This is a genomic window from Paenibacillus bovis, assembly GCF_001421015.2.
Classification (GTDB): Bacteria; Bacillota; Bacilli; order Paenibacillales; family Paenibacillaceae; genus Saccharibacillus; species Saccharibacillus bovis.
The window spans coordinates 1,021,581-1,048,171 of the sequence record NZ_CP013023.1; the positions used below are offsets into that span (position 1 = coordinate 1,021,581).

Annotated in this window: 14 protein-coding genes; 12 read left to right on the forward strand and 2 right to left on the reverse strand. The window is 51.9% G+C overall.

Annotated elements, in window-relative coordinates:
- Positions 1-438: 438 nt before the first annotated feature.
- From AR543_RS04415 to AR543_RS04425, 3 genes are all read left to right on the forward strand, one after another.
- Complete coding sequence (locus AR543_RS04415) at positions 439-2,217, forward strand: vWA domain-containing protein (protein WP_060532161.1); 1,779 nt, start codon at positions 439-441, stop codon at positions 2,215-2,217.
- A 235-nt stretch (positions 2,218-2,452) separates the two neighbouring features.
- On the forward strand, positions 2,453-5,842 hold the full coding sequence (locus AR543_RS04420; protein WP_060532163.1) for a tubulin-like doman-containing protein: 3,390 nt from the start codon (positions 2,453-2,455) through the stop codon (positions 5,840-5,842).
- A gap of 1 nt (position 5,843) precedes the next feature.
- A complete protein-coding gene (locus AR543_RS04425; RefSeq protein ID WP_060532165.1) occupies positions 5,844-8,237 on the forward strand; it encodes a hypothetical protein in 2,394 nt (797 codons plus the stop codon).
- Between the two features lie 130 nt (positions 8,238-8,367).
- Here the strand turns inward: AR543_RS04425 and AR543_RS04430 are convergent, their stop codons facing one another.
- On the reverse strand, positions 8,368-8,586 hold the full coding sequence (locus tag AR543_RS04430; protein WP_060532167.1) for a hypothetical protein: 219 nt from the start codon (positions 8,584-8,586) through the stop codon (positions 8,368-8,370).
- Between the two features lie 14 nt (positions 8,587-8,600).
- Here AR543_RS04430 and AR543_RS04435 point away from each other — a divergent pair, with 14 nt between their 5' ends.
- The 9 genes from AR543_RS04435 (at position 8,601) to AR543_RS04480 (ending at position 25,790) form a co-directional block, all read left to right on the forward strand.
- Positions 8,601-9,962, forward strand: a complete 1,362-nt coding sequence (locus tag AR543_RS04435; protein ID WP_227871833.1) for a vWA domain-containing protein — start codon at positions 8,601-8,603, stop codon at positions 9,960-9,962.
- Between the two features lie 42 nt (positions 9,963-10,004).
- The gene (locus AR543_RS04440; RefSeq protein ID WP_060532171.1) at positions 10,005-10,424 is read left to right on the forward strand and encodes a hypothetical protein; all 420 of its coding nucleotides are present in this window, start codon (positions 10,005-10,007) and stop codon (positions 10,422-10,424) included.
- Positions 10,425-10,516: 92 nt separating this feature from the next.
- Complete coding sequence (locus AR543_RS04445) at positions 10,517-11,197, forward strand: hypothetical protein (RefSeq protein ID WP_060532173.1); 681 nt, start codon at positions 10,517-10,519, stop codon at positions 11,195-11,197.
- A 15-nt stretch (positions 11,198-11,212) separates the two neighbouring features.
- Positions 11,213-12,475 (forward strand): TRAFAC clade GTPase domain-containing protein, encoded by a 1,263-nt coding sequence (locus tag AR543_RS04450; protein WP_017814014.1) that lies wholly within the window; start codon positions 11,213-11,215, stop codon positions 12,473-12,475.
- Positions 12,472-13,563 carry a GAP1-N2 domain-containing protein gene (locus tag AR543_RS24645; protein ID WP_060532175.1) on the forward strand — a complete coding sequence of 364 codons (1,092 nt, stop codon included), beginning with the start codon at positions 12,472-12,474 and terminating at the stop codon, positions 13,561-13,563. Before AR543_RS04450 ends, AR543_RS24645 begins: the two co-directional genes overlap by 4 nt.
- A gap of 2,545 nt (positions 13,564-16,108) precedes the next feature.
- Positions 16,109-17,956 (forward strand): FAD-dependent monooxygenase, encoded by a 1,848-nt coding sequence (locus tag AR543_RS24650; protein WP_060532178.1) that lies wholly within the window; start codon positions 16,109-16,111, stop codon positions 17,954-17,956.
- 196 nt (positions 17,957-18,152) lie between these two features.
- Positions 18,153-22,067: a TerB N-terminal domain-containing protein gene (locus tag AR543_RS04470; protein ID WP_082472114.1), complete on the forward strand. Its 3,915-nt coding sequence runs from the start codon at positions 18,153-18,155 to the stop codon at positions 22,065-22,067.
- 7 nt (positions 22,068-22,074) lie between these two features.
- Positions 22,075-23,508: an ATP-binding protein gene (locus AR543_RS04475; protein ID WP_060532182.1), complete on the forward strand. Its 1,434-nt coding sequence runs from the start codon at positions 22,075-22,077 to the stop codon at positions 23,506-23,508.
- Entirely contained in the window at positions 23,505-25,790 is a 2,286-nt protein-coding gene (locus AR543_RS04480; RefSeq protein ID WP_060532184.1) for a DEAD/DEAH box helicase, read from the forward strand. Before AR543_RS04475 ends, AR543_RS04480 begins: the two co-directional genes overlap by 4 nt.
- 43 nt (positions 25,791-25,833) lie before the next feature.
- Here the strand turns inward: AR543_RS04480 and AR543_RS04485 are convergent, their stop codons facing one another.
- Positions 25,834-26,412, reverse strand: a complete 579-nt coding sequence (locus tag AR543_RS04485) for a TetR family transcriptional regulator (protein WP_060532186.1) — start codon at positions 26,410-26,412, stop codon at positions 25,834-25,836.
- Positions 26,413-26,591 lie beyond the last annotated feature (179 nt).

Here is a 26,591-nt window from a genome sequence, read left to right on the forward strand (position 1 = left end):
AAGAAACATAATCGCGACACATGCGTATGCAAGTATATCCATAGGATAATCCTTTCTGTATGTTCAGGTAGTAGAAGTTTGGTTATTTTCTATTTTATGCGAAATTCTATTCCAGAATAAAGGGAGCGATGAAGATTATTCAACTTTTAGCCTGTAGTCTAGTGGTCTCCCCCGTCTCAGGGTGGGGAAAGAATTCAAGCAGATACGTTATAATGATATCCGGCTTCCTTTGATGATCAGAGTGTAAACGAGACTTTTTGGATGCAGATGGATTATTATGGATATTGTGGTGAAAATGGTATCAAATTTTTCACTTTATGTTTTTTAAGGCATGTTAAGGTGAATTTAACCGGCTCTTAATTATAATCCGCTACAATGTGAGAGAATCGCCTGTCTTATGCTTGTCCTACATTTTACCTTAAGCGAAGGAGTAGAATGATGTTCCGTAGAAAACTCAATCTTATGTATATAACCCTGGCAGTAATCCTGTGTCTGACACAGCTGCCGGGTACGCTGTTCGCCGCCTCGGCCGCAGCCAATAACAACAGCCCGTCTTCATCGGTGGACGCTGTGCTGTTGCTGGATGTCAGTAACTCCATGAAATCCAGCGATCCCGAGCAGCTGGGGAATGAAGCGATGAAGCTATTCGTTGATATGCTGCCCACCCAGGGTGACCGGGTAGGGGTAGTCGCCTACACCGATCAGATTGAACGTGAGAAAGCATTAACCGGAATGAATTCGTCTGATGACAAAACCAATCTCAAAAACTTTATCGATGATCTGAATCGCGGACCGTATACGGATATCTCGGTCGGCATGAAAGAAGCGGTTAATATTTTGCAGGACAGTTCACAGCAGGGTAACGAACCGATGATTGTACTGTTTGCAGACGGCAATAACGAGCTGAACAGCAATTCCGGTCGTTCCAACAGTGAAGCGGACCAACAGTTGAGTGAGGCGGTACAGCAGGCCAAGCAAAAAGGCTATCCGGTCTACACCGTTGGACTGAACGCCGACGGCAAGCTGAACCAGCAGGCACTGAAGAACATCGCTACCGAGACAGGTGGTAAATCTTTTGTAACCAGCTCGGCGGACGATCTGCCAGGTATCCTGAGTGAAATCTTCGCGGCTCACCAGCAGGTAAACGTGGTGCCGGTCGATTCGATTACCGGTAACGGACAATTTCAGGATGTGAAGATCAATATCCCGAATGCCAGCGTCAAGGAAGCCAATATCTCGATCATGTCCGCACAAAAAGTAGAAGTGAAGCTGAAAGACCCATCCGGCAAAGAAGTCGCTGTTCCTTCGGATCAGGTAAGTGTCTCGACTTCCAAAAGCTACTCTCTGGTCAAACTGCTCAAACCGCAGCAGGGAGATTGGACATTGCAGGTCAAAGGTGTGGATCAGGACAAAATCGATATCAACCTTATCTTCAACTATAGTCTGGAGATGGCGCTGGACCCGATTCCAGCCCAAAACTACAGCAAAGGCGATAAGATCGATATCGTCTCCTACCTGACCAGCAACGGGCAAAAGCTGACTGATGCCTCACAGGTCGGTAACCTCAAAGCCGTGCTGAACGTCAAGGATATGGATACCGGAGCAGCCAGCCAGGTACCGCTGACCGGGAACGGAACAGAATTTAAAGGAACCTTTGAAGTGCCGGATAATCATAAATACGAGCTTGTAGTCAGAGCGGAAGAGCAAAGCTTCTACCGCGAGACGACGCCGGTTACTGTAGATGCTACAGGTGGCGGTACAGGTAATGCAGGTACACAGGAAGCTGCTGGTCTCGGCACAATGGGCTGGATTCTGATCGCTATCGGTGTACTGCTTGTACTGACAGGACTATGGTTCCTACTACGTATGCTCAAACAGAAAAATCGTGGATTCGTCGGCCAGATGGTTATCGAGATCCGCGACGAGAATACCGGTGAGAAATCTTATCCGCAGTACAAGAAATTGACTACCTTCCGCGGCAAGTTCAATTTGCATCAGCTGCTGCAGCTGGCACCGGAACTCAAAGAGACCGAAAGTATTACGTTTACGCCGGGTAATAACGACCGTATCCTGATCCGTAACAACGGAGATAGTGCGATCGAGAAATCCGGTCGTGCAATCGATGCTTCCCGCGGCTATGAAGTGAAAAGCGGAGATCGTCTGACGATCGCGCTGCGTCAGGTGGACAAGACCATTTTGCTGGAATACCTGACTTGATGCTGCGTCTGCTTAGGCAATAGTTGTTAGAAAAGCTATCAGATACCTGGTCGCTGCTTGGCCAAAGACCTGGCGTCAGACATATTTAGTTCATGATAGAAACGTACTATACAAACAAGAGCGGACGTTATTATAACGTTGTCTTGTCTTATCAGGATAGTACAATCCAGATCAATAGATTGGATTGCATATTAGAATCGAACGTTAAAATAGAAGGTTACAAGGGGGATCATCCATGAAACCAATCGTTAGAGAACATATCCAACAGCTGGACGTATCGCTTGGTGGCGGTATTGTCAGCGAGAAAATAAGAGTAGATACCATCGACAATCCGATTCTGATTATCGGACTCGGAGGCACGGGGATCGATGCCCTGCTGCGTCTGAAATACCAGATCAACCGCCGCTTCCGTCTGCCGGAAGATCCGGTAACCAAGAAAAAGCAGGAAAAACCGGATAACGTAGAATTCCTGGCTTTTGAGACCAACGAACAGGATCGTAACAAAAAATACAAAGGCATCGGCCTTGATCCGCATAACGAGTTTGTACTGCTGTCCAATCCGGAAATCGGCGGACTGCTGCAAAACCGCAGCCTGCTGGAGCCTTATATTACCGAATGGCTGTCTCCGGAGATGAGCATTACCGATGGAATGAACGGCGCTGCCGGTGTTCGTCAAGCAGGTCGTCTGCTGCTGTTCACCAAGATCAACCAGGTTGTACAGAGTATCGACAAGAAAATCAAAACCCTGTCTGTCGGCACCAACAAAAAGCTGATGGTCTTCCTGCTGACCGGTCTGTCCGGTGGTACAGGTAGCGGCTCATTCCTGGATATCTCCTATATCGTGCGCGGTATTGTAGAGCGTGATTACGGTTCTGCCGGGATCGATCGTCTGACCATGCTGGGCTATCTGTTCACCCCGGATGTCAATCTGTCCAATAAGAGCCTGAGCGAGCACACCCGCGAATATATTCGCAAAAACGGCTATGCCGCACTCAAGGAACTGGATTACTGGATGAATGTGGACAGCCGCGGCGAGCGCTTCAAGCAGCAGTACGGCAGTATTCTGAATGTGAATTCGCCACTGCCGCCATTTAACCTGTGTCATCTGATCTCGGCGACCAATACCGAGGGCAAGCTGCTGGAAAATGCCTACGACTATTGTATGAATGTAACGGCCGAGAATATCACGAACTTTATGGCCAGCGAGGAAAAAGCCTCCGGCGAAGAGTTCGCGATTCATGACTATATCAGCAATATCCGGACCAATATCGCGCAGATGAACCGTGCGTATCCGGCAAACTATGAATACAACATTATCGGTGCTTCTTCCGCTGTACTGCCGATCGAGGAAATGACCACTTATCTGGCCTATCGACTGTTCCAGAAAATGGATAAAATGTTCGACCAGGCACCGGATCAGGAAGCGGTAGAGAACTTCGCCCGCAAGCTGGGTGTTGATCTGGATACGATGACCAAAACGTTTGAATCCCGTGTGCCGGAACCATTGCCGGGCTTTGAGAACAGTGAGCGTCTGAGCTACAACAATGTCGTCAAAATGCAGGCAGTCAACATGGATACGGAGCTGGAGCAGACGTTCCTCGTGCGTGCCCGTGAAGAATATATCAAAGCCAAGCAGCAGCTGCCGGGCGAGATTGTCGGTCAATTCTCCGATCAGATCCGCCGTATGTTCCTGCATCCGGAACAGGGACCGTTCTATGTCTCCCGTATGCTGTATACAGAAAACGGCTTCTCTCTGCTCAAAATGCTGCTGTCTTATATTGAGACGCTGCGTGAGAGTCTGACACGCATCCCGCGTGATATCGAATCGGCTTCAGAGTATGCCAATGATCGTCTGGGTGATGCGAAGAGTGCTTTTGTCTCCAAAGACAAAAAGAAAAATGTATATATCGAAGCCAAAATCGATGAGTACTGGCTGCGTGCAGATATCGAGCGTACCCAGCAAATGATCGAGTTCTATGAAGATCTGTATCAGCTGCTGAATCGTGAGAATAATCGGATCTACGGCGTATTCACTGAAGTGCTGAATGCACTGAGCTCTATTTTCGAGAAAAATGGCGAGCTGCTGACCAGCGGTACCGAGCAGGCTGATCATCGTGGAAATAAAACGTACTACTGGAATCTGGTTAGCGTACCGGATATCTCCAAAGCAGTCAGCGATATTATGGACAGCAAGGACGGAGACGATCTGATTCGCGACTTCTCTACGCAATTGCTGGATCATTCCGATCAGTGGGTCAAAGAAAATGAAGTCGATATCGTACGCTCCATCTCTGATTTCCTGAGCGACAAGTTCGGTGATCTGATCACTCGTTCAATGGAAGACTTCCTGGTAATGAAATACGGCGAAGACGAGCCAATCGAGAAATTCGTGGAGCGTCAGATTGCCAGCCGCCTGGATGATGATGCAGTGCCGGTATTCCATCTGAGCAACAGCGCAGGCAATCTGCACTTCCCTTCATGGGGCTTTGTCTCGGTGCCGGTACAGGCGCCAAGCATTTTGCGCGGTATCCGTAACTACCAGACGAATGCGATCGGCAAGTCTCATTTCACGATCAAAGAAAGTCAGGTGAAAAACCGGATCTTCTGGCTGAACACCCGTAACGGTGTGCCGCTGTTCGTCTATACACCTCTCAAGGTATACGAGGAGAATTACGAGCGTACAATCCTGGATCGTGAAGGCGTAGGTCGTCACCTCGTAATGAGCGAGAAGGAAAACTGGACGTATCTGCCGTCGCCAATCCCGGAGCAGTCATGGGGAGAGACGTACGTCAATCCACGCGTACAATCATACAATGCGCGTATCCGGGCTGACTTTGCCCGTGCACGTGCACTCGGAGTGATTTCCGAAAAAGATGTGGATCAGAATACAAGCAACCGGTTCGCGATAAACTTCAGTCAGCCGTTCGATCTGGACGCTGTACTAACCGGATACGATCTGCGTCTGGATGCATCCCGTCCGAATCTGGGCGAAATCAAACGCGCGCTGACGGAACTGCGCCGTCTGCTGAACGAAGGATTGCCTAACGAATCGTCCAAAGATATCTTTAACAGCTATAACGAACAACTGGCTGCCGAGAACCTGATCCGTTCGCCGAAATTGATTGAGCGTGTACGTGAGGAGCTGGCCAAGTACGATGCTATCCAGCTGAAAGTGACCGAGCTGGAAAGTATGCTGGGCCGCTTTGAAGGCGAGGAAAAGTTGATCGATCAATTCGTACAGGCACTCTATACCGATACCATCACCAAAAAAGGCGCACTGTATGTGTATGACCGCGATCCGGAAGAAGAAGCATGGGAGCCGTTCGCGAATCTAATGAAGACCAAAAATGTGGTAGAGTTCGAAGTATTCGAAGCTTTCCGCAAGCTGGATGAGAAAAACCGTGCGGTACTGATGCGCAAAGCGGACCGCCGCGACAACGAGCTGACAGCATCCGAGGATATTACACCGCTGCTGTCCAAGCTGGATGAATTGTATGAGACTTATCTGGAAGCGCGCGATCGTCTGGAATACGAGCGTGTGGAGCTGGTTAATGGTGATGAAGCCTATCAGTTCTACAAGCAGATGGTGACCAAATTAAACGATCTGCGCCGGAAACTGAGATAATATGGATGTTCGGCTGAGACAATTCGCAGAGGCATACGCTGCTGCTGAAGAGAAAACAGCCGGGCAGGGAGACGGGCGGAGCAGTATACACTACCCCGCCGTTTTCCTGTTTATCGGGGACCATGTCCGCGATGCGGCTGCTCATATCAGAAGCGTAAATGCCCAAAAATGGGATAACGGCGCTGGTGTCATGTATGTTGAAGTATTACCGGAATCTGCTGCAGGCTCTTCTTCCCGATCACCAGAAGCGGATGATCCGCAGCAGATTTTGTCATACCTTTCTCTACCGGAAGTAGCTTCCGGCAAAAAGATGCAGCGTCCCGACTGGAGCGAGCATTTCCGTCAGGACGGTAGGCATCTGCTGGAGCTAAACCGCGCATTTCGTCAAGCAGCCCGCAGACTGGCGGACTTTGGAAGAATGTATTCTTCTTTTGACCGGCTGCATCTGTCGGTAGTAACGCGTGTGGAAGATCCAATGAATATACTGGTGCCGCAGATTGCACTGCTGGCCCGGTCTATTCTGGGGCAATCCTTTAAATCGGTGCAGATGGATCTTTATGCGCTGATCCATGAAGGGGAGCAGGAAGAGAATTTTGGTTATGCCAATTCTGCCGGAGTAGCCTTTTTGCAAGAATTGGAACAGATGCAGCGGGAAGATTACAGCTTGAGTGCGCCGCTGCAGCGTACCGAGGATGGACTGTCTGTTATGGTGAATCATATGGCAGCACCGCTGTTTGAACTGGCCTATATACTGTCAGACCGTAATGAACGCGGAGTCGCAGTTAATGGTGGGGTGAACAGTAATTATGATATGATCTGCCGGATCAGTCTGCTGAAAAATCGGCAGCGTCCGGACAACGGCAGCGATGCAGCTTTTAGCGGCTCGGATTATAACAATACGGCTTTTAAAAATAATATTCGTAATGCAGATGGTAGTCAGGGACTCGTCTCTGCCGGCTACGCCCGTGTGCGCAGACCGGATCTGGCCATCGCACTGACCGTACTGGAGCACTTTTTCCTCGGCATTGTGCAGCGAATGAAGCATGAACCTTCGCTGAGTGCATATGAACGGGAACAGCTGCTGGGAATGGATGAGCTATCCATGGATAGCCGTCTGGAGCGTCTGATACCGGATGAAGCGCGGCTGGAGGATATGAACAGTCTGATGACGCGTTCGGTCAGCTTCTCCTCACTCAAATCCATGAGTTTGCGCGAAGCGGAATATGCTTTGTTTGAAAAGGGAGGCGATATGTTCTTCCGTGACAATTATGAGCAGGAAACCGAGCGCAGGCTGACAGAGTGGGATGCAGTACAGGAATTTAAACGTATCGTTGCCGAGCAGATGAGCGAGCATAAGGATGTGCATTTTTATCAGTTGGCTGCCTGGAGTGATGAAGCAGGTAATAGTAGCCTATGGCAAGTACTGCGCAGCCGTATTCGTGATCTGAATATTGCAGTGGAGCAGGCACAGCTGGAGCTGGAGCAGTGGTATAGCAGCCGCGCGGATGAGCTGTCTTTTCAAAAGATGCCGTTCATGGACAAGCATAATGTGCGCAATCTGACGAGGGCGCTGATCCAGGCAATCTATCCGCACCGTCTGCATATTTTGCGGCTGCAGACCAGGCTGAGGCTGTACCGGAGCTGGGAAGAACAGCTCGCCTCCCTGCACCGGGGCAGCATGGAACTGGTACGCCGGATGGATCAGATCGGTCAGGATCTGCATACCGCTGCTACAGAAAGTATCCGTATTGCTGATGATTATATTGGACAGAATATCGCCGATTATTACAGCCGCATGACAGCAGAAGTGATGCAGGAGATTGAGGACAAGCGCGGCGAAAACGCCTTTTTCGAAGAACGCAGCATGGGCGATATAACGAGTCTGCTGGAGCAGGGTTCTGCTGCACTCATTGAACGTCTGATTACGGTATGCCGTCAGGAACTGCTGCCGTCGCAGGCGCTGTCCCAGACCTTTGAACAAGAGCTGCTACAGCGAGCCAATGTGACGATCGATTATGCCAACAAGCAGGCCCTGTCGCAGGAGGACCTGTTCAAGGAACTGTACCGTACACTCGAAGATCGCGCGACGATTCATATCCGGCTGCTCGATTACACCCATAAGCACCGGTATGAAGAAAAGTACATGTTCGGCAATGCCAACGGCGAATTTGTTCGCTATGCCGCAGGTGTCGATCATACGACCCGCATTTACAAAACCGGATTTATTCACGAAGACCGTACCAGCGGCGTCGAAAAGCTCAATCTAATGGGCGGTTTCGGTATAACCGACCTGATCTACTACCGCAACGGCAAGACGTATTACGACACCTACGTCGAGAATGGATACACTTTCCATACCGAAGAATCCGGCCTGAACAAAATAAATCATGCATAGCCGTTTGGATAAAATGGGACCACACTATCGCAGCTACTAAACCAACACAAACAGCAAGGAAGCAATACCAAGCTAACCCATTACCACCACTACTCACTACTAGATATGTCTATTCTTAACACAAGTATTCTTAATGCCAACGCACCAACCCATTTTTACCAAACGGCAAAATGGCGCGCAGCGCCGGATGCGAGGCTTTTGGCAGATCTGCAGCACAGTAGAAGGAAGCACGGAGCGAAGGGAAAAGAATGATCCAATAGAAGCGAAGCGTTCGCCTTTGACCATGGATATCGACTGCTACAGGCAGTCTTTCGGGATATCCATGGTCAACAGCGATCGGCTGGATCATCTATCCCCTGAGCGATGTACTTTCCCATCTTCCCACGCGCAGCATCCCTCAAAACCTCGCAGATACTTAACAATGGAAAAGGGGAGACGCCAGAAATGCAGCGCAAAGTAAACTGGCTTATGGTTTTATTCAGTCTGATCGGAGGAGCAATCGGTTTTGTTCTCAGCGAATGGTTTTTGCATTCGTATTTTGACCGGATGCCCCGTATTTTTTTGATGGGGATTTATTTCGGCATTATCAGTCTGATGATCGGCATTTTCTGTCTGCTGGCTGAAATGATTTCACCCAAATTGAACGGTGCTTCATGGAGACAGCGGTACACGGATGTGTCGTGGAAGCTGCTCGTTCCTGCTACGCTGGTTGTTATGTTCATCGGCGGACTGGCGGCCGAAGCATTGTACCAGCTTGATTTTAATGGGAGCCGGACTGTAAAAGATGTTGTTGTTGTTATTGATAATTCAAGCAGCATGCTGGATACAGACCCGCAAAATATTCGTTATCAAGCCGTGAAAAATATGGTCAATTCTATGGATGATGATATGCGTGTAGGTATTGTTGAATTTAGCGGAGATGCTAAAGTTGCGTTGCCGTTAACAGCTGTAAACAGTACAACTCGCCCGCAGATTGATGGTGTTGTAGATCAGTTATCTGTTCGAAGTGGTGGAACAGAATTCACAGCTGCATTGAGTACTACCATGCAGCAAATTACCGAGCAGGGACAGGATGATCGTGGAACATTAGTAATAATGATGTCTGATGGTTATAGTTCGCTGGATCCTGCTGCTTTGCAGCCTTATCAGGAGAAAAGGATTATTATCAATACCGTCGGTCTGAGTCTTGCTCAAGATGGAGGCCAGAATCTGCTGACGGATATTGCCAATGAAACGGGAGGTCGTTATTACGATGTTGCCCAAGCTACTAATCTAACACAAACGTTCCAGCAGATCTACGACACACTGGACAAACGCACACTGGTAACCGAGCGCGGTGAACCGTTCAACAGCAATCTGTATTATCAGATTCTGCATGTCGTGCTTATTATGATTCTGGGCGGACTGCTCGGAGTCGGACTGGGCTTGCTGTTTGATAATCGCTTCCTGGCACGCAGCTTTGGTATTGGCGGCGGTGTCGGCGGACTGCTGGCTGGTCTGCTGCTGGAGTGGGGCATCGGCAAGACTGACTGGACGGATGGAGTTATCCGTTTCCTCGCGATTATGATTCTGGCATTAATCATCGCGCTGTTCACACTGGTCATTCCGATCGGTGAGAACAATAAGCGGATGATTCGCCGCAATGATACACCGCCACCACCGCCAACCAGCTCGGGCAATCCTCGCCGTAGACGCGGAGAGAGCGCCCGCAGCTTCCAGCGATAAAGTGGGTACGAATCCTATGTGCGTACCCGGGAGGTATGAACAATGAGTGAAATGGAGCAATATGCGATCTGGTATTCCACATCGGAGAATCGGACGGCAATAATGGACAATTGGGCAGAAGAGGAGCAGGGCTGCCGATTTGAACGTGATTTTCGACTGCAGGATAGATGGATCGACTACGACCATATGATCATTCTCTGGTATGGTGAAGAACAGGGCCAGCTGGGCGATGTGCAGCGCAGCAATAATCCGGCGTTGGCAGAAGGTTTTGATTTTATTACCCAGCCTGCTGCCAAGCTCCTGTCGGAGAGGGGAATTGACCGTATCAGCTGTCTGGTCGCCCTGCCGGATTTTCATTATGATGGTCAGGCAGCAGGCAGCGATACCCTGTGCTTTGCCGGCCATGTGAGCTGTACAAGGCCGGTGAGTGACTGGCTTCGGGAAATACTGGATGACATGTAATAGAATAAAGGAATGCTGTATACAAAGGCGTCCTTGACGGAGCCTAACAATAAACGAACGTATCGAGTTCCCTACAGGAAGGAGTTGGTGCAATGCGCTATATTGATGCAGAACCGGGCAGTGACCAGGGTATTCGTGGACTGACTGCTCAGGTAGAGGATGGCTGGTGCGTCCTGCGGTGGTTATGGCCGCGGGATGCCCAGGCGGTATATATCCAGAAATTATCCGGGAGTGATGCAGCAGATCCCGGCAGAGCTGTTCCGTCGGCTGCAGGATGGCAGGGCGACCAGCCTCCTTCTGCAGAGGGACTGAAATTGTACACACGTGAAGAATACAAAGCGGCCAACGGTTACCGGGACCGCCTCGACCACTTTGGCAAAATAGGATATGTAATCCATCTGGTGATCGAGCAAAATGGGGAACAGGCACTGCTGCGACAGCCGGAGGGAGATAACCGCATCGAAGTCAGCGCCGGCCGGGCAAAAATCCATTATTCGATTCGTCAGCAGGGCAGCTGGCTCAGCAAACGCAAAACGGTACGCATCGAAGTGCATGCCGAAGTACCGGTAGCCCGCGATGTACTCTGTTATGTCAAAAAGGAAGGCAGCTATCCGGCGAACAGGGAAGACGGGATTGTCTATCCGTTCGCTGAGCCTTTTCAGGCCGGGCGCAATGAACTGCCGGCGATCGAGATGGGCAAGAATGAGTATGTGCGGCTCTTTTTTACAGATGGGCGTACCTATGGACAGATGTATGAATTGATTTTGGAATAGGGGGAAGATGGTGCGATGAAGATGTTTGATTGGTTCAAAAAAAAGCCGGATGCCGAACCCAGACCATTATTTTACGATATTGTATGCCCGTATTGTTTTAACAAATTCTCGCCGGATGATGTAGAATTTCGGGCCAGTCATCATCGTGAGGATGATGAAGATTATGCGCTGCGCGAGGATGCACGCCTGAACCGGTACCGGGAGCGCTTTGGGCTGGATACGGTGCGTGATATGGAAGCGGTGCTGCTGCCGGGAGATGTGCCGGAAGAGCACCGCATTTATTCGGATCATGTACTGGTCGGACTGAATGACCGTTATGGCGAAGTCACCCGGCGCCGTCTGTGTCCGCACTGCCATAATGAATTGCCTGTAACGTCAGGCAAAGTACCAAGCAATATTATCTCGATTGTCGGCGCTTCTCAGGTCGGCAAATCAGTCTATATGACATCACTCATCCATACGCTGCAGAACTCGACTGCCGATAATTTCGAAGCTGCCTGTATGCCATTGACGACAGAAATCAGCCGCAAGTTCCGCATGAATTACGAAGAACCGCTATTCGAGCGCGGCGATCTGCTGGCTTCTACCCAAAAGGAACGGATGCAGGAGCCGTTTATTTTCCAGTTCGTGTTCAAAGATGAGGAAAAGCCGCCGCTGACACTGGTATTTTTTGATGTGGCCGGTGAAGGTATGGTCGATCAGGATTATCTGGGACTGCATGGGCAGCATATCAAAAACTCATCGGGCATTCTGTTTATGGTCGATCCGCTGCAAATCCGCTCCATTCGCGATCGGATTCGTATCCAGCTCGGTGACAGCCGGGGGGAATGGGTGTCCCGCTACGATGAGCCGCGTGATGTGGTACTGACGCTGTTCAGTGACTTTATCGCGCATCAGGAAGACAGCAAGACGAATATTCCGACAGCGGTTGTTCTCACCAAGAGTGATATGCTGGAATCGCTGCGTGGCGATGATGGAGAATATATCAAGTCGAACAGTAATATTTTCCATAATGTAGTGCACCGCGATCATTTTGATCTGGACGAATTCGAGAATATTGATGGGGAGATTCGCCGCTTTATCGAGCGGGTAGATCGTCCGTTCAAAGGAACGATGGATGTATATTTCAAGGACACTGCCTACTTTGCCGTATCGGCGCTGGGTAGTAATCCGGTAGAGCAGAAGCTGCAAAGCGTTGTGAGTCCGATCCGTGTGGACGAGCCGTTTATCTGGCTGCTGTACAAACTGAATTATATCGAGGGGAGACGAAACGTTTGAGTTCATTGTCGAACACTCCAATTCAGCAGCAGCTGTATACGCGTGAAAAGAGCGGCATATTCCGGACGACCGAGGGCTACGATACGATTGCCCGGTCGCCGGGTCTGGATGACGGATATATCAAAAAGTATCTTCATCCGCTCTGCAGCTACGATGCGCCTGCAGAGCTGGTATCGCAAGGGGAAAAAGAAGAATCCCTTTATCCTGAATCGCTGCAACTGGTGCGTCTGGATAACCGGGATGTTGTACTCGGCCGCAGCCGGTATGTCGCGGCGGACTTTACGGGTCTGCGCAGTACTTTTTTTACCCATAATTATGTTATTGCTGCGACGCTGGCAGAGGAATGGGTGCATCATTATGAGCGGTGGCTGAATGCCTCGTTCCGCAGCAGCTATGATCCGGAGCAGGGAACCGTACTGGACGCGCTGAATGAACTGCCACAGGAGCCTGCTGTACCTGCTGATCCATTGACTGTGCTAGGTGAGCTGAATATCGATGAATCGCTGTTCCGGCAAATGCTGGGTGCGATTATGTCGGCGATTCACAAGCATCGCAAAGTATATATTTCGCTAAATGTACCGGTGATCGAACTGCCTGTACAGGCAAAAAAACTGATTGGTGTATTGATGCAGACGCTGCCGTACGCTTTCCGCCGCAGGCTGGGATTCACAACCTATGCCAAAGAGCCGGAAAGCCGCAAAGGTATGCAGCTGCTATTCGTAGAAAGCGGCTCGATCCGTACGGGCGACCGCAATATTGAGCGTGATTATATTTTTGATCTGAGCAGTGGACGGATTCAGTCTGCCCAGGCGGGCAAGTCCGGCCAGATATATATCGATTGGGCATGGCGCCATCTGAACCAGCCGGAGCGACTGCGTGAGCTGCTGGAATTTGCCGATCAGGGACAGGCAGGTATAGATGCTGCCGGTGAATCACTGCCTGATCCGGGACAGTATGACGAATGGACACTGCTATTCCGGGTCGAACAGGGGGACGAGCAGCTGTACCGGGAGCAGCAGGGCATGATCCTGCAGTCTCTGCTCAAGCATCTGCGTCCGGCAGGGGGGTGGAATCGGCGATCCGTCTGAATGATCTTTTCCTGTCCCGATTTGACCGCGAATTCGATGCGGTGCGCAGTGGACTGGTTCCCGAGGTATCGATTGCCGAGGTATTCGCAGAATATTACGGCATAGACCCAGACCATACCGGACGCAAAATTGTGGAGTATTTTATCTGGGCGATTCGCAACGCTCTCAGTAGCGGACAGGAAGCCAAAAGTCAGGCTTTTTATGCAATGATGGAAAATCAGCCAAGTCTGTATGAATCGTTCCTCGCGATTGTTGGTAGCCAGCCGAATCTGGCGACGCTGCTGCTGACGCCGTTAATCGAACGTAAATTCCAGCAGGCGCAGTCCGTGGAGGAAGTGATCCATCTGGCCGCCGAGTGGGGCAGCAAATATCCGCAGCTGCTGGAAATGGAAGATTACTGTAATCGTGCAAATCAATCCTTTATGGAGGCACTGCGACGTAGTCCGGATGTGATGACGGCAACCGGCAATGCTTTTCATATGCTGGATGAAGTAGAGAAAAGTACAGGCGAAGCTGGTGAGATCGACTCTGAAGTCTGGTTACGTTCCGGTCTGGGTGAGGAAATGCGTGCTCTGGCAGAGCGTTATCTGATGAGTGAGCTGGAGTGGTCTTCTCTTACCCGTGAACATCTGCTGCAGGCCGATTTCCTCTCAAGTCCACTTCCGAGCGACGATTATCCCGAGCTGGCCGATCGCCGTATGGCTTCCAAAAAACTGGCGCTGCAGGTGCTGTATATCTGGTTTACGGAAAAAGAAAATCTGGAACGTGCGATTAGCTGGTTGGATAATCTTCCAGTAGCTGAAAAAGATCAAATTCAGCAGTTGGGACGCTCCTGGCTGCGCGAAGATATTCGCAGCAAGCAGTTTGGCCGTCTGCTGGGAGCTTTTAGCTATAGTACGCAGCCGAATGATCTGGACTACTCATCCATGGTAGAAGCGGTACGCAAGCAGGCACCGGATACGCAGACAATGTATGACTTTTTCCGCTGGTCGGAAGGCCGTCCGGAATTCATGCAAAGTACTGGAGCGAGTGAACGCGGATTCGCCGAGCCGACGCCGCGTAAAACAGGCGATCGCGACACGCGTAACGAGCGTACAGGACAGCGCGGTATAGCCGCGCCTCGCTTTGTACCTGCTTATGAAGCGGCGATTCTCGCCTATTTCCGCAAATATGATCCGGAAGCATTCCGCAAAGGGACGCTGTCCAAAGGCGATTTTGGCAATGAAGGTCCTGCACTGCGGGCGGTCTACAGCCGCGCCCGCGACGAGCTGGCTACTCCGTTTGCCAAATGGATGAAACGCAACCGCAAGCGACTGCCTTTTCTGACCTTGCTGTCGGTAATTGGCCTGGCAGCGGTGATCTTCCTGGGTGTGTATCTGGTCAACGTATTCAGCGGTGATCCGATCCGGATTGCGACACCGGCAGAACCGCAGGAAAATGCGACTACCGAACAACCACCGGCAGTCGATTTGCCGCCAGTAATTGTAACGCTGACAGGTCTGCCTGACGACGAAGCAGCTGAAGATTCAGGCAGCAGCTCTACCGGAGCTTCCCGGACACAAGGCAGTACTGCTGATGCTTCCCAAATCGTGCGCACGAGTAGTACCGATACTTCTGCCGGTAAAGGAAGCAGTAGTACCGGATCGACAAGCAGTACAGACGATGTGCGAATGGTGTTCCATTTTACCAGTATGACAGCTTGCCAGGCATTCCAGCCCAAACAGGCGACATTCATTATGGGTACCGGACAGACGGTAGATTATACAGGTCTCAAGCCGCAATCTGACTGCAATGCTGCCGCAGGGACAGATGCTACCGATACGAACGGCTCGTCTACGTCAGGCAGCCATACCGGTACAGCTGGTGATACAACCGCATCCCCAGAGTCAACAACAGGTGGCACTGGAACGACTGGTGTAACCGGCGAGGCAGGGACTGATTCGGGTACGTCTGCTTCTGCAGACAGTAAAGGAACTGCCTCTGACGTAGGTACGTCTACCGAAGCAACAGGCGATACAACAACTGCTCCCGATAACGGATCGTCGACTTCCGGTTCTGCTGGCGAATCCGGTGCTGTCAGCTCGACTGGCAGCGATACGACTGCAGACGGTTCTACAACCAATAGTACAGGTGCAGATGCTTCGAGTGCACTCAATACGCTGACCGCAGAGCAGCTGGAGAGCACACATCCGTATACAGTGATTGTCAGCCTGCCTCCAACGATTGAAGTGACCAATATTAATCAGGTCAAAGTAGACAACAAGCAGTATCCGGTGACTTCACTGGCCAAAGCGGCAGATGACTCCGAATCGACTACCGAGACACCTTAATGAAGTAAACCTATAAAAAGTAAGCACATTCATAAATACAAATATATTCTACTGTTTCACGAAGACAGGACGACACTGATTTGGCCGCTGTTTATATATTATAAATAGCGGTCTTTTTTATACCGGCAAAATCAATATCATGGAGCAGGCACAACCGATCCACCCAACCAGGCATGGCGATCAAGATATTCCAATCTGTCCGAGGAGGGAAGAATATGACAAGCAATGACAGACCTATCCAGCAGAAACAGCCGCATCCGCCATCATGCGATGTGCTGATCGTTGGTGCAGGCCCTACCGGATTGACGCTGGCTATCGAACTGATGCGCAGAGGGGTGACCTGCCGGATTATCGACAAGGCGGCACAGCCTTCGCGCCAGAGCAAAGCGCTGGGCATTATGGCGCGTACACTGGAGCTGCTGGATCATTCGGGGATCACAGAGCAGCTGGTGAAGCATGGACATCCGGTAAAAGAAGTGCAGGTACGCAGCGGCAGCCATCTGCTGGCGGATGTGAAGCTGACACCGATTATCCGCAGCCGGTATCCTTATATTCTGACGCTGCCCCAAAGTGATACCGAACAGATATTATACGAGCATCTGTACAAGCTGGGTGGGCAGGTTGAGCGATCCACCGAACTATTGGCGCTGGAACAGCTGGACGTAGAAACGGACATGACCGGATCGGCAGATCCTTTTGTCAGAGCTACAGTAGCCACGCCTAGCGGCTCCGAGGTTATTCCGGCGCGCTGGGTAGTGGGCTGCGATGGCGCCCATAGTACGGTCCGGCACCTGCTGGGGATTTCCTTTGACGGTAGTGCAATCGATCAGCAGTTTGCTCTGGCAGATGTGGAGGTACAATGGCCAGTGAAACCAGAAGGGGTACGTATCTATTTGCACGCGGGGCATATAGCAGCCTTTTTCCCGATGCCGGGTGAGCGATATCGCGTTATTATCGCTGCACCGCCGGATGTGCCTTTGACAGATCAGCCGCCGCAGGATCATTCGTCTACATCCCGGCAGTCGGTTCTGTCAAACCAGGAACCTTCCTCCTCGGAGGGTGCAGATGCTGGAGGATCGTATACAGCAGAGGGAACAGGGCTGGGTTCAGGAGATATTACACTACCGGATATTCAGCGGATTCTGGATATCTGTATGCCCGAGCAGGATCGGGTGATATTGCACGATTCGATCTGGATAGCGCATTTCCGGGTCAATGAACGCAAGGTGAAGCGTTATCGTCAAGGAGCGGTATTCCTGGCAGGTGATGCAGCGCATATTCACTCACCGGTAGGTGGACAGGGGATGAATACCGGCATTCAGGATGCGGTCAATCTGGCCTGGAAGCTGGCACTGGTCAGTCAGGGTCAGGCATCGCCGGCTATACTGGATAGCTACGAGGAAGAGCGCGAGCCTGTTGCCCGCGAGCTGCTGCGCTGGACAGGCTTGTTTACGCGCCTGGTAATCAGCCGGGTTCGTCCGCTGACCTTTATGCGTAATACAGCGGCACCGCTACTTTCTTCGCGCCGCTTTGTACAGCTGCGTATGGCGGAGCGCCTGTCGGAGACCGGTATTCGCTATCCGCACAGCCAGATTGTCCGGCAGGGAAAAGGCTGGCGTAGAGGCATGCCTCTGGCTGGAGAACGGGCGCCGGATAACGGCAGACCCGCTACAAGCATCCTTTCGGGCAAGCATACCCTGCTGGTCTTCCCTGATACGGTTCCTCCCAAGATGCCTATATCCTCTATCCCGCGCCCATATGAAGAAAATCTGGAGGAAGAGGATAAGCGTCCACTCTGGATGAGGGTGTCGGATTCATGGAAAGAAGTGATCGATCTGGTGATTATGCTGCCGGACGAGCCACTCATGCTGCCACAACCGTTGCCTGCCCAGTATGAAATAGATTCTGACTTGTTGCTGCATCGTCTATACGGGATGGAGCGCGGCGGATATGTGATAGTGCGACCGGACGGTTATATCGGATTTGTGGGAAGTCTGGCCGACGAACTGGAGTTAATTGGGTGTATTAATCAATTTTTTCGTATTCCGGCCCGTTATTCCTAAAAAAATATTAGGCCGCGCAGCAGCATGAAATTGTATAAGCAGCGGCTATTGTGAGTCTTTCATGATAACGATGACAATGCTGCCGCCCGCCCGATTCACGAAAATATGTTCGTTTCCTATACCAATCCGGGGAAGGCATCATGTATAATATGGGATATTATGTTGACTAATTACGGAAGAAAGGCAAGGTTGCACTATGATGTTATCTTCTCCAGTATCCCGCACGGATAAATCGTATACGGCCCTGTTGAGCTTCGAGGAAGATCGGGGCTTTTTCCTGCATATTTCCTACGGAACTCAAGCGATGGAGCTGGAGAAAGCCATGGAAGTGCAGCAGATTGTGATGGGCCGTTCCCTAAGCGGCAGTGACCGCTGGCAGATTAGTGCCGCGGGACACAGCGAATGTCTGCTCATGCCCGAGGAAGCGGGCAAGCTGTACAGCCGTCTGCTGCGACTGCTGCCCGGTACGCTGGAGCTGGAAGAAGGTATTCCGGTACAGACCTATTGGGACAAGCATGCCGCTGCCGTGCTGGCGGGCGGCGGGTCGGATTCGGCGGCATCCCTTTATGAATCCGACTATGCGCTGGATGATTCCATAAATGAATATGCTGCTGTTTATGAAGAGCATGTGACGTACTCTGCGAATGGACTGGATGCTGCGCGGTATTCCCAGCAGTCTGACACTACGGAGCTTCAGACAGGAACCGGCAGCACCGGAATAGATGAGTATATTCCATATGAAGAGGAATCGTTTGCCGGGGATATTCATCAGGAAGTCCGCTGGGTGCTGGAAGGACGACGGGAAGAACGCAGCGGTATCGGACAGGTGACAGCGATCCCGATGATCGAGATCGGAGGCATACGCTATCCGGCGATTGAACTATCACGCCGCCTGGGATCGGCGGGTGCCTACGTGCAGCTCGACGGACACGGACAGCTCGAGACCGAACGCTTACGTGAGCTGGGTCTGGGGCCTATGGGCAGAATGGCGGACGGAACTTCTCTGGATCGCAACAGCAAGCTGACTCCGCAGGAGATTATTCAGCGCGGCTCCGAGCGACTGCGCGGTCCATGGGAAGAAATGATGATTCCGGATCTGCAGCTGCCGGATACTACAGACGGAATCCATGGTCATTTTGACTTTTTGTGCCGCTGGGGAATATCCGGCGGTATGCTGGGCGGAGTCACCAGACACGCCGAAGAGCTGGGCGAGTGGCTGTATGAGCTGCTTCGCCGCGCTTCCGGATGCCGTATCGGTCTGGTCGGCAAAAAGACACTATTGAATACACTGCACAAAATGTGGGCGGTGACGCTTGGCGGATTCTGGCAGGAAGCCGATACACGCCCTGCTGGCAAAAGCAGTGCCGAGCAGGGGGGACTGATCGCTGTGCCAGTCAGCATGCTGACACAGCGCGGCGCAGTACTGCCGGGCGGAGTGGATATCGTGATCTATCTGGAGCCGGACGAAATGACCGGCGACGTATCCAGCAAAATGTACAAAGCAATGAATAAAATCAATGCCCGTCTTCGTCTGTCCATCTATTCGGAAGAGCAGCGGCTCGATGACCCGCATATGCGAACCGCTCAGACCAGTCTGCTCAAATTATTCCATTCGGTTGTACGCGAATATGCGATAGCCGACCCGGATCATCCGCTTACCGGTCTTCCGCCTGCTTTTGCCATGACCATGCGTAAACCGTCTGCAGCTGCATCGGGAGGAGCAGAGCTGCGAACCGGAGGATTCGCCGAGTTCGAGTTGGGCAGTGAAGGACAGGGATGGAGTATCCCGGCGCGGGAGGAACGGCCAGCTACTGCATCCCGCCAGATACCCCGCAGTCCCTGGAACGAGTCTTCCAGCCGCTCGGAGCGAACAGCCGGACTGCTGGAAGAACTGTCCCTGCAGGGCATAGAGATTGGTATTCCCGGTCAGTCTGCGAGTAGTCACTTATCCAGCAGCACCGAACGTCTCGAACAGCAAATGGAAAAGACAGAACCAGAACCGAGAGCAACACTGATCCCGCCTCTGACCGATGAGATGTCAGACAGAGCGGATGATCAATATGCCGGTATTGAAATCTCACTGGAACCGGTAAAAGCTCCGTCTATGCATAATATTCAGCTTGCAGATTTATCCGGCTCGGTTACTATTCCGGAATATGATCCCAACTCTGTGGATCGTCCCCTGTTACGCACAGAGCCGGAAAATGTTTTCCCTGCTGCTGCAGTAGATGACGGGGAAGTGCTGACGGATGGTTATGAACTGGATATGGATATTTCGATCGAACCGCTTGATGTCTCTGCTTTTACCATGCCATCTGCAGGTGTGAGCGACCAACGAATGAGGATGCAGACCGAACAGGAGCAGACTCGTTCCATGTCCTCGATTCAGAGTGCCGAGCATATTTTTGCCCGGCGGGCATATGAGATGATGGAACAAGTCGAGGAAGAAGCGGAATTCGTACCGTTTATGAGCTATTGGCCGACTTATGAGAGTATGACCTGGCGGCAGAAAAAGTGGTATTTCTACTGGCGTCAGCAAGTCCGCCAAGGATCTTACCCGGCGACAGATCTATCCTACATTTTCCTGCTCTGCTATGAAGTGATCAACGGTGCAGGATGGCAGGAGCCGATCCAGGGACACCATTTACTGATGAGCCTGTGGCAGCAGTACAGACACCGGTTCAACAAGCTGGATCGTTACTTGCCGCAGTGGATCGTGGACTTTGCCCAGGTGCATGAATTGCAGGAGCCGCTGATTGAGCTGCTGCGGGAAGTGCCGCGCCATCTGCCGGTAGAACTGGCTGATCTGGAGTGGGAACGTATCTGGAATGCCTCTCCGGCGGTGATTCCATTTGACCTGCTGCCCCAGCTGATCAATTATGATATCGAGCGCAGCCGCTTCTACGCAGAGATGGGCGGCGAGCAGATGCGGGAATATATTCCCAAAATACTCGCTGCAGTCGATGCTTTTCTGGACAAGCAGCAGGGAGTCCGCTTGATCCAGCTATTCCGTCCGCCGGTGTATCGCGAGACCGATCGCTATCTGTTCCGCAGTGCGGTGTATGACGCGACCCGTTATGGTCGTACCTGTACGATCCGTCGTCTGCCGCTGTCCGAGCATGGTCCGTTGCGTGAATTTCTTACCGGTATCGTCAAGCTGACGGAAAATGAACTGCGTCGTCATCTGGGATTCAGCGGCCGTCTGCGGATCACTCCGCCGGTTGAGCCGGAGATTGCCCGTCTGATCGAACGCTATCTCAAGCGCGCCTTTACCGTACCGGAAGAAGTACCGGCACCGCGTCAGGTACAGATTGATGCCAGTGTCCTGCAGAAATTGCAGGCGGATTCGGACGTGGTACGCGATATGCTCACTCTGCAAGAGGAAGAAAAAGCGGCGATTCGCCGCGAGCAGGCCGAAGAAGCCATGCTGGAGAGCTGGAACCAGATATCGGCGGCAGAGGAAGATACAACAGTGTTTGCTGAGGACCAGGCGACCAAAGAACAGACCGAAGCCACTGCCGTGCAGGATATTTTCAATAGCGAATGGGCTGTTCATAATACCAATCATCAGGACATACGTAATAAAGATGAACATGAAGATAAAGATGAAGATAAAGATGAACATGAAGACGAAAATGAAAATGAAAATGGAAATATCGAGTCCGACCGGCACGATTGGCCGGATCTGCATGATACGTCTGTGACATTAGCGGACGCCCAACCAATGTTTGCTGATACCGAAGCAGGCGGCTTGTATACTGAAGCTGCCGATGCTGTATTATGGGAGACGGAACAACCTGCCATTCCGGTGCATACATCCGCAGCCTCCTCTCCTACCGGCCGTATTCATCTGCCGGAGGATCTGGAGGAAGAATGGATCGACTGGGCCGGTGCGCTGCAGCCACAGCATATCAGCTTCCTGGCTGCTATCCTGAATGGCGCTGCAGATCATGAACTGCAAAAAATTGCCGGTACGCATGGTACAATGGCCGCGCTGCTGGCCGATGAGATTAACGACCTGGCGATGGATACAATCGGTGATCTTCTGCTGGAAGATGGAACCGTGATGGAAGAATACAGATCATTGCTGGATGCAATCATCATGAGGTGAACTGGAAATGAATGAAGTGAAAATACCCAAACGTGTCACAACGGCGCTGGTGAACTCCTTTGCTGCCGGTGTCGTCCCGCGGATCGGTCTGGAGCATATCGCAGTCGGTCGTAAATATGAAGTGGAATCCATTTTGCGTGAACTGGAAAATGTAGCGGATGGCGGAGCTGCTTTCAAGCTGATCACCGGACGTTATGGCAGCGGTAAAAGCTTTCTGCTGCAAATGATCCGCAATTATGCAATGGATCGCGGATTCGTCGTAGCGGATGGCGATTTGTCTCCGGAGCGTCGCTTGACCGGTGCCAAGGGACAAGGGCTCGCTACTTACCGGGAGCTGATGATCAACCTGTCAACCCGCACCCGTCCGGACGGCGGAGCACTGGAATCCATGCTGCAAAAGTGGATTTCCAATCTGCAGCAGCAGGTTATGGAAGAAAATAATGTCTCTCCGGACGATCCTTCGATCGGTATCGAAGTGCAGCGCCGGATTCATGCGGTAACCGCAGAGATGGAAGGCTGGGTGCATGGTTTTGATTTTGCCAAAGTACTGTCTGCCTACTGGCAGGGCATTCGCCTGAATGAAGATACCCTCAAGCAGTCCGCATTGCGCTGGCTGCGTGGCGAATATCAGACCCGCACCGAAGCACGTCGTGAATTGAATGTAAGTGTCATTATCGATGATGATGGCTGGTATGACTATATGAAGCTGTGGGCAGAATTTGCTGCCCGGATCGGATACAAGGGTCTGCTGCTGTTCGTCGATGAAGGCGTGAATTTATATAAAATCTCCAACAGTGTCTCCCGTCAGAGCAACTATGAGAAACTGCTGACGATCTTCAACGATACGATGCAGGGCAAAGCCGGTCATCTGGGCGTATTTGTCGGTGGTACGCCGCAGTTCGTCGAAGATCCGCGCCGCGGACTGTACAGCTATGAGGCGCTGCGCTCAAGATTGGCGGAGAGCCGGTTTGGCAGCAGTGGTACCAAGAACTTTGCCGGTCCGGTCATTCGGCTGGAGATGCTGTCCCATGAAGAGATTCTGCTGATGCTGCACAAGCTGCAGGATATCCATTGTCAGCATTACAAGTATGAAAGCGTACTGGAGCAGCACCAGCTGGTCGCCTTTATGCAGACCGCGGTATCGCGCCTGGGAGCAGACGAGCTGCTGACCCCGCGGGAAGTGGTCCGGGATTTTGTGGATCTGCTCAATACGCTGCACTTTAACGAAGAGCTGACCTTTGACGGATTGCTCGGCGAACTGGCAGCAGCGCCTGCTCCGGTATATGCCGGTCATGTAGACCGGAATGATCCCGATATGATTATTCATCCCGGATCTTCCGCTGCGTCTGGCGGCAACCGTAGCGCAGCCGCCCAGCGTGGACCGGCTGCCACCAGTGCACCGGATGAAGTCGATGATTTTCTGGCGGAGTTTGATCTGTGAGCGGGCATCCGTTTTACCGGCTGGCTCCGTTTATTCAGGAATACATCTATCGCAGCGGCTGGAAAGAGCTGCGCGAAGCCCAGGTGGAAGCCTGCCGGGTGCTGCTGGATACACCGCATCATCTGCTGATTGCTTCGGGTACGGCTTCCGGCAAGACAGAAGCGGCCTTTTTCCCGGCGCTGACTGCGCTGTATGAGCAGCCGTCCCGCTCGGTCGGCATTCTGTATATCGGGCCGCTCAAGGCACTGATCAATGACCAGTATGAACGGCTCAAAGGTGTGCTGCGCGATTCGGAGATTCCGGTCTGGCACTGGCATGGCGATGTGCCGCAATCGCACAAAACCAAGCTGGTGCAGAATCCGTCCGGCATTTTACAGATTACGCCCGAATCGCTGGAAGGTCTGCTCATGAACAAGCCCAATGCTATCCCGGCACTGTTCGGCGATCTGCGCTATATCGTGGTGGACGAAGTCCATGCCTTTATGGGAGCGGACCGGGGGATTCAGGTGTTGTCGCAGCTGTCCCGGATTCAGCGGATGGCAGGCTGTCGTCCGCAGCGGATCGGATTGTCTGCGACACTGAGTGATTACGAGAGTGCCTGTAACTGGCTGTCTTCGGATACCGGTCAACCGGTCGAAGTCGTCTCGCCGCAGGGATCGCGCAAGCTGCGCATCAGTATCGAGCATTTTTCCTTTCCCGATGCGCGCAATGAAGAGCAGGCCCAGCAGCTGGAGTATGCCCAGCAGGCGTATCATAATTTCATATATGACCAGACCCATCACAAAAAGGCACTTATCTTCACCAACAGCCGCTCGGATGCGGAGTATCTGACCCTGGAAATGAGACGGGTCGCCGCCAAACGGCAGGAGCCGGATATTTTCCATGTGCATCATGGCAGTATCTCGGCGATGCTGCGCGAGGAAGCCGAAGCTGCGCTGCGGGAAGGGTATGGCCCGGCAGTTGCAGCCGCTACATTGACACTGGAGCTGGGAATCGATCTGGGTGAACTGGAGCGAGTCATCCAGCTGGGCGCGCCGTATTCATGCTCCAGCTTTGTTCAGCGTCTGGGCCGCTCCGGCAGACGGGAAGGCTCGGTCTCCGAGATGATTTTCGTGTGTCCGGAGGAAGAAGACGAACAAGCGCAGCTGCCGGCACGGATGCCATGGATTATGCTGCGCGCGATTGCAGTTATCGAACTATATGTCAAAGAGCGCTGGGTCGAGCCATTCAGCGCACGCAAGCTGCCGATCGGTATTTTGTATCATCAGACGATGAGCACACTCAAAAGTATGGGCGAAGCCGAGCCATCCGAGCTGGCGCGCGCGATTCTGACGTTGCCGCCGTTTCGTCATTTTACCGTGGAGCAGTATCAGCTGTTCCTGCAGTATCTGCTGCAGCTGGATCATATCCAGCGTACCGAGGAAGGCACACTGATCATCGGGCTGGCCGGAGAGAAGATCGTGAATAATTTCCGCTTCTATGCGGTATTCAAGGATGACGAGGAACATTCGGTCTATAATGGATCGGAAGAAATCGGTTCGATCACCACGGTGCCGCCACCAGGCTACTGCTTCTCGCTCGCCGGCAAACTGTGGAAAGTGGAAGAGGTCGATACCCGTCACAAAGCGGTCTACGTCAAATCGTCCAAAGGCAAAGTCGATACCCTCTGGCTAGGAGCAGGCGGTGATGTGGATACCCGGATTATGCAAAAGATCCGCGATATTCTCGCTTCGTCGGATATTTACTCTTATCTGGCGCCCAATGCCGCTTCCCGATTGGAGCGTGCACGTCGCCTCGCCAGAGAAACAGGTTTGCTGGAACAGATTGTGATTCCTGCAGGTGGCGATTCCTGCTTTATCCTGCCATGGGTAGGCAGCAAGGCGTTCCGAACACTGGAGCGGCTACTCAAGCATAATCTGTCCGAGCGTCTCGCCCTGCGCGCCGTGACACCGATGGAGCCGTATTATCTGGTCGTCTCCGGCAAGGCGGATGCCGCAGAGATGCTGGCCGAGATTATCGCCGAGTGCAAACGGATCGATTATCCCGAGCAGCTGTTGGCCGATGAGGAAGCTCCGTATCTCGGCAAATACGATGAGTTTATCCAACCGGGACTCGTTCGGCAGGCTTTTGCCATGGATGGTCTCGATATGGAGGGACTACGCAGCGGACTGAATATGCCGGGGGTGCAGATCAATCTGATGCCTTCGGCAAACAAAGACACCAATGAACCTATAAATGAACCTATCCATGAACCGATACGCGAAGAAGCTGGAGAATATTGATCTCCAGCTTCTTTTTTTGCTTGTTTGATATAAATAAAATAGTTCAGAATAGCGCAGTCAGCAGCGGCACCATGCGCGCTGCCAGCTGCTGCGAAGTCTCCCGCTCACTGCTGCGCTCCTGGCTCCATCGCAGTGTGGCACCGTATAGCGACCAGCTGATCATAGTAGCGGTAACTTTCAGCTGGGCAGGCTCCTGCTCGGGCTGCTGCTTGGTCAGCTGATCCAGTATGTATTCCTCCAGCTGGATCTTTACCTGCTTTTCTATCATCTGCCGCACTTCGAGATTATTGCGGTGACATTCATTGGCTGAATATTCATGGTAATCGCACAGGGCACAGATCAGCAGAGGAAGAGATTCCGGCTGTAATCCGTTATGGGTATCAATGCCTTTGTAAATGAGCTGGATCAGCTGGCTGTTGATCATGTCATCCAGCAGTTCATATTTGTCCGTGTAATGAGTATAAAAAGTCACCCGGTTAATCATGGCATGACGGGTCACATCGCTGACAGTAACCTGCTGAAAATTCCGGGTACGCAGTAGTTCCATAAAAGACTGCTGAATCAGCTGGCGTGTCCGGATGACCCTAGGGTCCTGAGCGTTGGGGCGAGTCGAAAGAGTCAAGTTGGTGTCCTCCTTTGTCCATATCCAATAGTTTTCTGCCTAAACGACAGATACAGAGTAATGTTCACTTAAACGACAGATCAAGGATTTTGTTGGTTGTACCGGGCTTCTGCCGCTTATACAATAAGCACATAACCGATCAGGTTGCATGCACCTGCTGAGGAAATGCTGCTGTCCCA

Coding starts and splice junctions, on each gene's coding strand:
- AR543_RS04475 (WP_060532182.1), top strand. CDS start 22,075: ATGAATGAAGTGAAAATACCCAAACGTGTCACAACGGCGCTGGTGAAC.
- AR543_RS04470 (WP_082472114.1), top strand. CDS start 18,153: ATGATGTTATCTTCTCCAGTATCCCGCACGGATAAATCGTATACGGCC.
- AR543_RS04420 (WP_060532163.1), top strand. CDS start 2,453: ATGAAACCAATCGTTAGAGAACATATCCAACAGCTGGACGTATCGCTT.
- AR543_RS04425 (WP_060532165.1), top strand. CDS start 5,844: ATGGATGTTCGGCTGAGACAATTCGCAGAGGCATACGCTGCTGCTGAA.
- AR543_RS04440 (WP_060532171.1), top strand. CDS start 10,005: ATGAGTGAAATGGAGCAATATGCGATCTGGTATTCCACATCGGAGAAT.
- AR543_RS24650 (WP_060532178.1), top strand. CDS start 16,109: ATGACAAGCAATGACAGACCTATCCAGCAGAAACAGCCGCATCCGCCA.
- AR543_RS04435 (WP_227871833.1), top strand. CDS start 8,601: ATGTACTTTCCCATCTTCCCACGCGCAGCATCCCTCAAAACCTCGCAG.
- AR543_RS04450 (WP_017814014.1), top strand. CDS start 11,213: ATGAAGATGTTTGATTGGTTCAAAAAAAAGCCGGATGCCGAACCCAGA.
- AR543_RS04445 (WP_060532173.1), top strand. CDS start 10,517: ATGCGCTATATTGATGCAGAACCGGGCAGTGACCAGGGTATTCGTGGA.
- AR543_RS04430 (WP_060532167.1), bottom strand. CDS start 8,586: ATGATCCAGCCGATCGCTGTTGACCATGGATATCCCGAAAGACTGCCT.
- AR543_RS04415 (WP_060532161.1), top strand. CDS start 439: ATGTTCCGTAGAAAACTCAATCTTATGTATATAACCCTGGCAGTAATC.